The 11,238-nt window shown below is 71.9% G+C and carries 14 protein-coding genes; 8 read left to right on the top strand and 6 right to left on the bottom strand.

The window, feature by feature from the left end:
• The coding region (locus tag ACFPIH_RS51195) for an AfsR/SARP family transcriptional regulator (protein WP_385879153.1) at positions 1–794 on the bottom strand (794 nt) is incomplete at its 3' end.
• A gap of 158 nt (positions 795–952) precedes the next feature.
• Here ACFPIH_RS51195 and ACFPIH_RS51190 point away from each other — a divergent pair.
• Positions 953–1,753 carry a site-2 protease family protein gene (locus ACFPIH_RS51190; protein WP_381179643.1) on the top strand — a complete coding sequence of 267 codons (801 nt, stop codon included), beginning with the start codon at positions 953–955 and terminating at the stop codon, positions 1,751–1,753.
• Here the strand turns inward: ACFPIH_RS51190 and ACFPIH_RS51185 are convergent.
• Positions 1,743–1,940, bottom strand: a complete 198-nt coding sequence (locus tag ACFPIH_RS51185) for a hypothetical protein (protein ID WP_381179640.1) — start codon at positions 1,938–1,940, stop codon at positions 1,743–1,745. The two genes, ACFPIH_RS51190 and ACFPIH_RS51185, sit on opposite strands and share 11 nt — an antisense overlap.
• Positions 1,941–2,012: 72 nt before the next feature.
• Positions 2,013–2,741 (bottom strand): NADPH-dependent F420 reductase, encoded by a 729-nt coding sequence (gene npdG, locus ACFPIH_RS51180; protein ID WP_381179637.1) that lies wholly within the window; start codon positions 2,739–2,741, stop codon positions 2,013–2,015.
• A gap of 103 nt (positions 2,742–2,844) precedes the next feature.
• On the opposite strand from npdG, the gene ACFPIH_RS51175 reads away from it, so the two are divergent.
• Both ACFPIH_RS51175 and ACFPIH_RS51170 read left to right on the top strand, forming a co-directional pair.
• Positions 2,845–3,441 (top strand): hypothetical protein, encoded by a 597-nt coding sequence (locus ACFPIH_RS51175; RefSeq protein WP_381179634.1) that lies wholly within the window; start codon positions 2,845–2,847, stop codon positions 3,439–3,441.
• 62 nt (positions 3,442–3,503) lie between these two features.
• Positions 3,504–4,823 carry an MFS transporter gene (locus ACFPIH_RS51170; protein WP_381179632.1) on the top strand — a complete coding sequence of 440 codons (1,320 nt, stop codon included), beginning with the start codon at positions 3,504–3,506 and terminating at the stop codon, positions 4,821–4,823.
• On the opposite strand, the gene ACFPIH_RS51165 is transcribed toward ACFPIH_RS51170, so the two are convergent.
• Entirely contained in the window at positions 4,820–5,062 is a 243-nt protein-coding gene (locus ACFPIH_RS51165) for a hypothetical protein (RefSeq protein ID WP_381179629.1), read from the bottom strand. The two genes, ACFPIH_RS51170 and ACFPIH_RS51165, sit on opposite strands and share 4 nt — an antisense overlap.
• 58 nt (positions 5,063–5,120) lie before the next feature.
• Here ACFPIH_RS51165 and map point away from each other — a divergent pair, with 58 nt between their 5' ends.
• On the top strand, positions 5,121–5,978 hold the full coding sequence (gene map / locus ACFPIH_RS51160) for a type I methionyl aminopeptidase (protein WP_381179626.1): 858 nt from the start codon (positions 5,121–5,123) through the stop codon (positions 5,976–5,978).
• A gap of 138 nt (positions 5,979–6,116) precedes the next feature.
• Positions 6,117–6,764 (top strand): biliverdin-producing heme oxygenase, encoded by a 648-nt coding sequence (locus tag ACFPIH_RS51155; RefSeq protein ID WP_381179623.1) that lies wholly within the window; start codon positions 6,117–6,119, stop codon positions 6,762–6,764.
• A 74-nt stretch (positions 6,765–6,838) separates the two neighbouring features.
• On the opposite strand, the gene ACFPIH_RS51150 is transcribed toward ACFPIH_RS51155, so the two are convergent.
• Positions 6,839–7,093, bottom strand: coding sequence for a hypothetical protein (locus ACFPIH_RS51150; protein ID WP_381179620.1), 255 nt, complete (start codon positions 7,091–7,093; stop codon positions 6,839–6,841).
• Positions 7,094–7,217: 124 nt separating this feature from the next.
• Entirely contained in the window at positions 7,218–7,862 is a 645-nt protein-coding gene (locus ACFPIH_RS51145) for a PhzF family phenazine biosynthesis protein (protein ID WP_381179617.1), read from the bottom strand.
• A 64-nt stretch (positions 7,863–7,926) separates the two neighbouring features.
• Here ACFPIH_RS51145 and ACFPIH_RS51140 point away from each other — a divergent pair, with 64 nt between their 5' ends.
• From ACFPIH_RS51140 to efeO, 3 genes are all read left to right on the top strand, one after another.
• Complete coding sequence (locus ACFPIH_RS51140) at positions 7,927–9,012, top strand: FecCD family ABC transporter permease (RefSeq protein WP_381179614.1); 1,086 nt, start codon at positions 7,927–7,929, stop codon at positions 9,010–9,012.
• Positions 9,013–9,085: 73 nt separating this feature from the next.
• On the top strand, positions 9,086–9,904 hold the full coding sequence (locus ACFPIH_RS51135; RefSeq protein ID WP_381179611.1) for a heme ABC transporter ATP-binding protein: 819 nt from the start codon (positions 9,086–9,088) through the stop codon (positions 9,902–9,904).
• 185 nt (positions 9,905–10,089) lie between these two features.
• Positions 10,090–11,229, top strand: a complete 1,140-nt coding sequence (efeO, locus tag ACFPIH_RS51130) for an iron uptake system protein EfeO (RefSeq protein WP_381179608.1) — start codon at positions 10,090–10,092, stop codon at positions 11,227–11,229.
• Positions 11,230–11,238: the final 9 nt, after the last annotated feature.

Below are 11,238 nucleotides of genomic sequence, written 5' to 3'. Positions count from 1 at the left end.
GGGGGGGGGGGGGGGGGGGGGGGGGGGGGGGGGGGGGGGGGGGGGGGGGGGGGGGGGGGGGGGGGGGGGCGGTTGAGGAGTTCGGTGTGGAGGGCGCGCAGGGCCGGGCCGGGGTCCGAGCCGAGGCGGTCGGCGAGGAGGTGGCGTACCTCGTCGTAGGCGGCGAGGGCCTGGGCCGGGCGGCCCGCGTCGCGCAGGGCGCGCAGGCGGAGGGACTGGAGGGGCTCGTCCAGGGGGTGGGCGTCGCACAGGGCGGTCAGCTCGGGCAGCGACTGTTCGGCGTGGCCGAGGGCGAGCGCGGCGGTGTGCCGGGCGCGCAGCGCGTCGAGCCGGCGGGCCTCGTGACGCGCCGCCTCCGCCGTACGGTCGGGCAGGTCGGCGAGCGGCGGGTCCCGCCACAGGGCGAGGGCGTCGTCGAGGACGACGGCCGCCTTCGCGGGGTCGCCGTCGGCGAGGGCGCGCAGCCCGTCGGCGGTGAGCCGCTCGAAGCGGTGCAGGTCGACGTCGCCGGGGCCGGCGGCGAGCCGGTAGCCGCCCTCGGCGGAGGCGACCGCGTCCGCGCCCAGGGCCCGCCGCAGCCGCCCGACCAGCGCCTGCAGCGCGCCCGGCGCGTCGGCGGGCGGGTCCCCCACCCACACCTCCTCGACCAGCAGCCCCGCCGGCACACTGCGGCCGGCCCGCAGGGCCAGGACGGTCAGCAGGGCACGCAGCCGTGCCCCGCCGACGGAGACGGGGGTGCCGTCGGGGCGGAATGCCTGCGTGGTGCCGAGGATGCGGTAGCGCACGGGGTCCATTGTCCCCGGTGACGCGCCCCGGGCGCCCCCCGGTTTCGCATACGCGCCCGCGTGGAACCCCGGGCCACCCACGGGACGTTCCCTCCAGACCACGGGTACGGTCTACACGGCCGCCCCGCACCCAGACACTCACGTCCACATCCAGGAGCCCATCCCCCATGACCACCGCCACCACCCGCCGCGACGAACGGCGCATCAGTCCCGTGTTCCTCGGGATCCTGGCCGTCACCGCGGTCACCGGCTGGGCGACCTGGACGGGGTTCGCCGCGCAGCCGGGCGTGGCCGTGTTCCTGTTCGTGACGGCCGCCTGGATCGTGTCGCTCTGCCTGCACGAGTACGCACACGCCCGTACCGCACTGCACTCAGGGGACATCACCGTTGGATCCAAGGGCTACTTGAGCCTCAATCCTCTCGCCTACACCCACGCCCTGCTGAGCATCGTGCTGCCGGTGATCTTCGTGATCATGGGCGGGATCGGTCTGCCCGGCGGGGCGGTGTTCATCGAGCGCGGGCGGATCCGGGGGCGCTGGCGGCACAGCCTGGTCTCGGCGGCCGGTCCGCTGACGAACGTGCTGTTCGCGGCGGTGTGCACGGCGCCCTTCTGGCTGGACGCGCTGGACGGCGTGCCGGCGGACTTCCGGTTCGCGCTCGCCTTCCTCGCCCTGCTCCAGGTCACGGCGGCGATCCTGAACTTCCTGCCGGTGCCCGGTCTGGACGGCTACGGCGTGCTCGAGCCCTGGCTGTCGTACAACGTGAAGCGGCAGGTGGAGCCGTTCGCGCCGTTCGGGCTGCTGTTCGTGTTCGCGCTGCTGTGGGTGCCGGCCGTCAACAACGTGTTCTTCGACGTGGTCGACGCGGCACTGCGCGGCCTCGACATCAGCGACCTGGACACGTACTGCGGGCAGAACCTCTACCGCTTCTGGCAGAACACGGACCAGTTCTGCGCGGTCAGCCCGTGACGGGCTTGACGGGCTCGACGGACCTGCGGACCTTCTCGCGCTTCACGTAGTACCAGGTCATGTTGGAGGAGAGTCCGGCGAGGAGCACCCAGACCACCCCGAGGAAGCTGCCCTGGGCGAAGGAGACGACCGCGGCGGCGACGGCGAGCAGACAGACGACGAGGGTGTAGATCGCGAGGCGGGGCATGGGGTTGACGGTTCTCCTGTCGGGGGACACTGCGATGGCGTCCAGTGTCCCCCATCCGCGACACGGCGACGCTCACACGTCCGTGACCCGCAGCCCCGCGTGTGCCTTGTAGCGGCGGTTGACCGAGATCAGGTTGGCGACCAGGGACTCGACCTGGTGGGCGTTGCGCAGCCGGCCGGCGAAGACACCCCGCATGCCGGGGATGCGTCCGGCGAGCGCCTGCACGATCTCGACGTCCGCCCGCTCCTCGCCGAGCACCATCACATCGGTGTCGATCTCCGCGATCTCCGGGTCCTGGAGGAGGACGGCGGAGAGGTGGTGGAAGGCGGCCGTGACCCGGGAGCCCGGCAGCAGGGCCGCGGCCTGCTCCGCCGCGCTGCCCTCCTCCGGCTTCAGCGCGTAGGCGCCCTTCTTGTCGAAGCCGAGCGGGTTGACGCAGTCGACGACGAGCTTGCCGGCGAGTTCCTCGCTCAGCGACTCCAGCGTCTTGCCGTGGCCGTCCCACGGCACGGCGACGATCACGATGTCGCTGCGGCGGGCGGTCTCGGCGTTGTCGGCGCCCTCGACTCCGTGGCCGAGTTCCTCGGCGGCGGCCTGGGCGCGGTCGGCGGCGCGCGAGCCGATGATCACCTTCTGGCCGGCCCGGGCGAGGCGGTAGGCGAGTCCCTTGCCCTGCGGGCCGGTTCCGCCGAGGACGCCGACGACCAGTCCGGATACGTCGGGGAGGTCCCACGGGTCCTTGGCGGGGGCCTTCGCGGGGGCGTCGGCGGGGGCGCTGGGTGCACTGTCGGTAGAGGTCATGGGCCGACAATACGACGGGCCGGAGGCGGCCCCTTCGCCGTGCCGGGTGAATCCGCGGCGAACCCCCGGCCCCCGCCGACCGATTGGGGCAGTATGCGACCGCATGGACGCCGTACGGGTCGCGCTGCTGCGCGAGGTGCTCGCCGGGACGCAGTGGCCGGCCGCCACGCGGAGGTTCGGCGCGGTGCTGCGGGGGTCGGTGGTGTCGCACGGGGGCGGACTGCTGCTGGTGGGAAGCGCGGAGTACGAGCCCTGGCACCTCGCGGCGCATCTGGTGGACGAGGCCGCGTGGTCGGGTACGCCGGAGCTGGCGCCGACGCTCGTACGCCATCACGCACGCGCCGGTGACCCCGCGCATCTCGCGGTGGGCCTCGGCCGGATCGCGGCGGCACGGCGGGGCGAGACCCTGCTGGTCGCGGCGCCCGGTGAGGACACGGCACTCCTGGAACGGGTGGCCGACGCCCGCCGGGCCGGGGTGACCGTGCTGGCCCTGGGCCCCGGCGAGGGCGAACTGACGGCCCTGTCCCACGAGACGCTGACCGTGCCGGACGGCTCCGAGCTGGACCTGGCCACCGTGCAGCACCTCGTCAGCGCGGCGGCGGGCGAGACCGGCCGCCCGTCGAGAGCGCGCCGGGGGCTGCGCGCCCGCCTCTCCCGGCTGGCGGAGTCCCTGACGGCCCCGCCGCCACCCCCCTGGTGACCTCACGAGACGCCCCGAAAACCGGTTGCCCCGTCCGAGCCGCTGGCCAAGCATGGCCCGTCGTGACCGACGACGCCCCCGCACCCTCCCCCTCCCATGGCCGCGCCCGTTCGCTGCTGCCCGACCTCTCCCCCTGGCGGGCCTCGGTCGACTTCCGGAGACTCTGGTTCTCGGGGCTGATCTCGAACTTCGGGAGTTTTCTGACGTTCGTCGCACTGCCCGTGCAGGTGAAGGACCTGACGGAGTCCGCCGCGGCGGTGGGGGCGATCGGGGCGGTGGAGCTGGTGCCGCTGGTGGTGTTCGGGCTGTACGGCGGTGCCCTCGCCGACGCGCTGGACAAGCGCTCGCTGATCGTGTGGACGGAGGTCGGACAGGGCCTGCTCAGTGCAGCGCTGCTGGTCAACGCGCTGCTTCCGGAGCCGACGGTGTGGCCGCTCTATGTCGTCGCCGCGCTCTCCTCCGCCCTGGTCTCCGTCCAGCGGCCCGCGCTGGACTCGCTGTGGCCGAGGATCGTCGCGCACGAGCACCTGCCGGCCGCCACCGCGCTCAACTCGCTGCGCTGGACGGTCGGCGGCGTCGCCGGGCCGGCGCTCGCCGGGGTCGTCGTCGCCTACGCGGGCCTGGGCTGGGCCTACGCCGCCGATGTGCTCACCTTCGTCGTCTCCGTCGTACTCGTCGTACGGATCGCCTCCTCCCCCGCCGCCCACGAGGCGGCGAAGCCGTCGCTGCGGGCGATCGCCGAGGGGGCCCGGTACGCGTGGAGCCGCAAGGAGCTGCTCGGGACGTACGCCGTGGACCTCGCCGCGATGTTTCTCGCCATGCCGCTGGCGGTCCTGCCGTTCCTCGCCGACGAGCTGGACGCCGAGTGGTCGCTGGGGCTGATGTACGCGTCGGTGCCGGCCGGGGCGCTGGTGGTGAGCCTGACGAGCGGATGGACCTCGCGGGTGCACCGGCACGGGCGGATGGTGGTGCTGGCGGCGGCGCTGTGGGGGGTGGCGATAGCGGCGGCCGGGCTGATGTCCGACGTCTGGCTGGTGCTGCTCTGTCTGACCCTCGCGGGCGGCTGCGACATGGTCAGCGGGATCTTCCGGGGCGCGATGTGGAACCAGACGATCCCGGACGAGCTGCGCGGGCGGCTCGCCGGGATCGAGCTGCTGTCGTACTCGGTGGGGCCGACGGTCGGCCAGGTCCGCAGCGGTGGTGTCGCGGCCTGGCTCGGGGTGCGGACGTCCGTCTGGTCGGGCGGGGTGCTGTGCGCGGGTGCGGTGGGGCTGCTGGCGCTGTGTCTGCCGGGGCTGATGCGCTACGACGTACGGACCGACGAGCACGCGGCGCGGGAGCGGAGGCGGCGCACGGCCGCCGCACCGGTCACCGGGGGTTAGGACCTGTCCGGGTCGTCACCGGTCTCGCTCTTGGGGGCGTCGTGCCACCGGGGGTCGTTCTCCCACTGGAGGTTGCGGTCCCGGGCGCTCTCCATCGCGTGCTCGGCCTCCTGCCGGGAGGCGTAGGGGCCGAAGCGGTCCTTGCCCGGGCAGTCCGGCCCCTCCTCGACCTTCTTGTGCTCCAGGCAGTAGTACCACTCGCCCGGTTTTCCCGTGACGCGCCTTTTGAACAGCGGCATGACCGGCTCCTCTCGCCACCCACATGTTCCCCCACCGCCGCTCGATAGACTCGTCGCCATGTCTGGCCAGATGCTGCTCGTGCCCGGGGAGCTCTCCCCCATCCGTTCCGTGCCCGGAAACATCCGCCGCCCCGAGTACGTCGGCAAGCCCGCGCCGACGCCGTACACCGGTCCGGAGGTGCAGACGCCCGAGACGGTCGAGGCGATGCGGACCGCCGGGCGGATCGCCGCGCGGGCGATGGCGGAGGCCGCGAAGCTGATCGCGCCGGGGGTGACGACGGACGAGCTGGACAAGGTGGCGCACGACTACATGTGCGACCACGGCGCGTATCCGTCCACGCTCGGCTACCGCGGCTTCCCCAAGTCGCTGTGCACGTCCGTCAACGAGGTCATCTGCCACGGCATCCCGGACTCGACGGTCCTGCGCGACGGCGACATCGTCAACCTGGACGTGACCGCGTACATCGGCGGGGTGCACGGCGACAACAACGCGACCTATCTGGTGGGTGACGTCGACGAGCAGAGCCGGCTGCTGGTGGAGCGGACCCGGGAGTCCCTCGACCGGGCGATCAGGGCGGTCAGGCCGGGACGCCAGATCAACATCATCGGGCGGGTCATCGAGTCGTACGCGAAGCGGTTCGGGTACGGCGTGGTCCGGGACTTCACCGGTCACGGGATCAACTCGTCGTTCCACTCCGGGCTGATCATCCCGCACTACGACAGCCCGCACGCGACGACGGAAATGCGGCCGGGGATGACGTTCACGATCGAGCCGATGCTGACGCTCGGGACGCACGAGTACGACATGTGGGACGACGGCTGGACCGTGGTGACCAAGGACCGCGGGCGGACCGCCCAGTTCGAGCACACGCTGGTGGTGACGGAGACGGGGGCGGAGATCCTGACGCTGCCCTAGGTGTGCCGTCCGCTCACAGCGGAGGACCCGTTCCCTGCTGGGGGCGGGTCTTTTCTTGTACGCTTTTACCGACAGGTCGTCGGTAAACACCGCCGAGCCCATTGACTTAGGTAAGCCTTACCTTAGAGGATGTGGGGTATGGACTCGTTCTCGACACTCATCCGCACGGCGTCCCACGAGCAGCACGTGGAGGCCGAGACCTCGACGTTCATGAGTGACCTGCTCGGCGGAAGGCTCGGCGTCGACGCGTACGCGCGCTACACCGAGCAGCTCTGGTTCGTGTACGAGGCGCTGGAGGCCGGCGCCGGGCGGCTGGCCCCGGACCCGGTGGCCGGGCCGTTCATCCGGCCCGAGCTGTTCCGGCTGGCGGCGCTGGAGCGGGACCTGGCACATCTGCGCGGGCCCGGCTGGCGGACGGGGCTGTCGGCCCTGCCGGCCACGGAGGCGTACGCGGCGCGGGTACGGGAGTGCGCCGAGGAGTGGCCGGCCGGGTACATCGCCCACCACTACACGCGCTATCTGGGCGACCTCTCCGGCGGCCAGATCATCCGGGACAGGGCCGAGCGGGCCTGGGGCTTCGAGAGGAAGGGCGACGGCGTCCGCTTCTACGTGTTCGAGGAGATCGGCAACCCGGCGGCGTTCAAGCGGGGCTACCGGGAGCTGCTGGACGGGGTGCACGCGGACGACCTGGAGAAGCAGCGGATCATCAGCGAGTGCAAGCGGGCCTTCGCGCTGAACACGGCCCTGTTCCTGGCGCTGGGCGAGGAGTTCCGGCTGTCGGCCTGAGCCCCGGGCACACCGGCATGGGCCGGGCCCCTTCCCGGTGCCGGGAAGGGGCCCGGTGCCACGGGTCGGCCCGGTCAGAACCAGCTGCAGTGCGCGCCGGCCCAGAAGATGTCGCTGGAGGCGGTGTCGACCTGGCCGATGTACGGGCTGCAGACGGGTTCGGCGTCGAGGACGTGGTGCCGGTCCTCTTCGCTCTGACCGTAGTGGGCTTCCGAGCCGTAGTGGTTGCCGTAGTGACGGGGCTCCTCGTCGGCGACGGCGCTCGTCGCGCCGGCGGCGGCCATGGCGATTCCCAGAACGGTTGCGGCCAGGACGGATCGGATACGCATGATGCTCCTCTCACGGAGGCGGAGTGGTCACGCCCAGAGGTAACCGTTCGTCCGCACGCGCACACTCCAGACCACCCGTACGGCCGCCCACAACATCACGGACGCGCACCGTCGGCGTTAGCCTTCAGCGCTCCAGGACGACCCGGCCGCCGAGTTCCACCCAGCCGTGGGGCTGCGGGGCCGTCAGGATCTGGGAGCCGGCGCCCTGGCTGATGTTCAGGGCCCGGCCCAGCCGCTCGGTGAGCAGCAGCGCGGCGGCGCCGGTCGCCTCGTCCTCGTCGACGCCGTCGCCCCGGCCGGGGAAGCCACGGGCGCGGATCCGGCCGGCCGGCTCGTCCTCCCAGGCCCAGGCATAGACCCACTCGCCGGCCGGCGGCACGCTCAGGTCGTCGACCTCGGCGGCGCTGCCGTAGCGGCGGAACGTGCGCGGCGGCGCCCACTCCGCCCGCGCCTCGATCCAGCTGAACTCCCCGTCCAGGCGGACGCCCACGACTCCGGCGGGCGTGACGAGCTCGGGCACGTCGAGCAGCCAGGCCACGCCGACGCAGGGGTAGCCGGCGAAGGGCAGGCGCACGCTGGGCGTGTAGATGTCGATCACCCCGCGCTCGGGGTCGTCGACGAACACGGTCTCGCTGAAGCCGAGTTTCGCGGCGAGGGCCTGGCGGTCCTCCCGGTCGGGCAGCAGCGAGCCGTCGCGGACCACGCCCAGTTCGTTGCCGTAACCGCCGTTCGGCGCACAGAAGACGCGGAGCACGTCGTAATCAGTCACCCGGGAATTGAAGCATCGCAGGCAGGGCTGACGAATACAGGTAAGGCTAACCTAAGATTGCCGGATGACCGTCCTGGACAAGCGAGTCGAGGCCGCGGCTGTGCCGGCCGGCCGGAAGAAGAGACATGGGGCCGCGTGGCTGATCGGCGCCGGGCTGGTGCTGGGGCTGCTCGTCCTGGTGCCGGTGGCCGGGGCGCTGGGGGCGTATGCGATCCCGGTGGGGGACGTGCTGTCCTCCGTGCAGCACCGGATCGGGCTCGGCGGCGGGGAGTTGGACCGGGTCGCGGAGTCGGTGCTGTGGAACGTGCGGTTCCCGCGGATCGTGCTCGCGCTGCTCGTCGGGGCCTCGCTGGGGTGTGCGGGGGCGCTGATGCAGGGCGTGTTCGGGAATCCGCTCGCCGAGCCCGGTGTCATCGGGATCTCCGCCGGTGCGGCGGTGGGCGCGGTCGCGGCCATCGCCTTCGGGGTGACCCTTCTCGGCAACTGGACGGTGCCGGCGTTCGCGTTCCTCGCGGGGCTGGTCACGGTGGGGCTGGTATACGCGCTGTCGCGTTCCGGCGGGCGGTCCGAGGTGGTGACGCTGATCCTCACCGGGATCGCCGTGAACGCGTTCGCCGGTGCGCTGATCGGGCTGTTCCTGTTCTTCGCGGACACCGCGGCGGTGCAGCAGATCACCTTCTGGCAGTTGGGGTCGCTGTCGCAGGCGACCTGGCCGAAAGTGCTCGCGGTCCTGCCCTGTGCGGCGCTCGGGCTGGCGCTCGCGCCGCTGTACTCCCGGCGGCTGGACCTGCTCGCGCTCGGTGAGCGTCCGGCCCGGCATCTGGGGGTGGAGGTGGAGCGGTTGCGGATGGTGCTGATCCTCGTCATCGCACTGCTGACCGCGGCGGCGGTGAGCGTGTCGGGGATCATCAGCTTCGTGGGGCTGGTGGTGCCGCATCTGCTGCGGATGGCGGCGGGACCGGGGCATCGGTTTCTGGTGCCGGGGAGTGCGTTGCTGGGGGCGGCGGTGCTGCTGGCGGCGGATCTCGCGTCGCGGACGCTTGCCGCTCCCGCGGAGTTGCCGCTGGGTGTTCTCACGGCGCTGATCGGGAGCCCGTTCTTCTTCTGGCTGCTGCGGAGGACGCGGCGGCGGCAGGGTGGCTGGGCGTGAGGCTTTCCCACCCACCCGCCCGACTCGCTTGGTCAAGAGGTGGCCCCTCTCTCCCCCTAAGGAGCAATCCCGCATGAAGCTTCTGCGATCACGGCCCGTTCCCCTTGGACCTGTTGCCCCCGGTGATGTGCTTGCCGAGGCTGTTGGGCTTCGGGTGCGGCTTGGGGGGCGGGAGGTGGTTCGGGGGGTGGATCTCGAGGTGCGGGCCGGGGAGGTGCTCGCGCTCGTGGGGCCCAACGGGGCCGGGAAGTCCACGGTGCTCGGGGCGCTCGCCGCCGATCTGCCGGCCGCCGAGGGGGTCGTACGGATTCATGGGCGGGCCGCGACGGAGTGGAGCGCGCCGGAGCTGGCGTTGCGGCGGGCCGTGCTGCCTCAGGCCGCGGCGCTGTCGTTTCCGTTCACCGTCGAGGAGGTGGTGCGGATGGGGCGGGCACCGCATCGCTCCTTGCCCGTCGAGGACGACCTCGCCGTCGGCGGGGCCATGGCCGCGACCGAGGTGACCGCCTTCGCCGAGCGGCCGTTCTCCGCGCTGAGCGGGGGCGAGCGGGCCCGGGTCGCGCTGGCCCGGGTGCTGGCCCAGCGGGCGCCGCTGCTGCTCCTTGACGAGCCGACCGCCGCGCTGGATCTCAAGCATCAGGAGCTGGTCCTGCGGATCTGCCGGGAGCGGGCGGGGCAGGGGGACGCCGTCGTCGTCGTGCTGCACGATCTGGGGCTGGCCGCCGCCTACGCGCATCGGGTCGCGGTGCTGCGGGACGGGCGGGTCGCGGCGGACGGGGCGCCGGGTGAGGTGTTCAGCGAGCGGCTGCTGTCCGAGGTCTACGACCAGGCGATCGAAGTGCTTCCGCACCCTCGGACCGGGGCGGTGCTCGTCACCCCGAAGCGGAATCTTTGAATCTCCTTTGACCATTCCATGGGGTCCGTTTTGGGGCGCCGTGATCGGCTCGTGCCCTTACGAGATTTATGAGAGCTGAATCACTGCACGGGTGGGTACGGCACAGGTAAGCCTTGGATAAGTTAGGCCAGCCTCACCAATGTTTTGAGCCTCGCCCAACCTTTTCAGTCATGCCGGGAGCCCGAATGCGAGCCGCCAGACTCTCCGCCGTCACCGCCGTCGCCGCCGTGACGGCCCTCACCGCCGTCACGGGCTGCACCGAGAAGAGCGACGCGAAAGACGGTGACCGGGTGATCGCGGTGACCGCCACCGACAGCAAGTGCGAGACCTCCAAGCAGGAGATCTCCTCCGGGCATGTCGAACTGGCCATCGAGAACAAGGGGTCGAAGGTCACCGAGGTGTACGTCCTGTTCCCGGACGACCGGGTCGTGACCGAGCGCGAGAACATAGGTCCCGGCACCAAGCAGCGCGTCACCGCCGAGGTGAAGGCCGGCGACTACCAGATCGCCTGCAAGCCCGGCATGAAGGGCGAGGGCATCCGCCAGGCCCTCAAGGTCACCGGCGGCCAGGTCGCCAAGCGTGACCCCCGCCTTGACAAGGCCGTCGCCGCCTACCGCGAGTACGCGCAGGAGCAGGCCGACGCCACACTGCCACTGGCCGGGACCTTCGCCAAGGCCGTCAAGGCCGGTGACCTGGAGGCCGCCAAGGAGGCCTTCGCCCCCTCCCGCCTCGGCTGGGAGCGCACCGAGCCGGTCGCCGAGTCCTTCGGCGACATCGACCCCAAGGTCGACACCCGCGCGGACGGCCTGGAGGCCGGCCAGAAGTGGACCGGCTGGCACCGCCTGGAGAAGTCCCTCTGGGAGGACAAGAAGATCAGCGCCGAGGACAAGACCCTCGCCGACCAGCTGATCACCGATCTGACCGACTGGCAGAAGCGCGTCGGCAAGGCCGAGATCACCCCGACCTCCATGGCCAACGGCGCCAAGGAACTCCTCGACGAGGTCGCCACCGGCAAGATCAGCGGCGAGGAGGACCGCTACTCGCACACCGACCTGGTCGACTTCAAGGCCAACATCGAGGGCGCGCAGGAAGCGTACGAACTGCTCAGGGCGGTCGCCCAGGAGAACGACGCGGCCCTGGTCACCGAGCTGGACAAGCAGTTCGCCGCGCTGAACACGCTGCTGGACAAGTACCGGCCGAACACGTCGTCGTACGACTTCGTCTCCTACGACACGGTGACCGAGGCCCAGCGCAAGGAGCTGTCGGACGCGGTGAACGCGCTCGCCGAGCCGCTGTCCAAGCTCGCCGCCGCCGTCGCGAAGTAACAGGAGAAC

The organism is Streptomyces vulcanius (assembly GCF_042653945.1).
GTDB lineage: Bacteria > Actinomycetota > Actinomycetes > Streptomycetales > Streptomycetaceae > Streptomyces > Streptomyces mangrovi.
The sequence above is the reverse complement of the archived record's forward strand: the minus strand, read 5'-3'. Positions and strand labels throughout refer to the sequence as shown.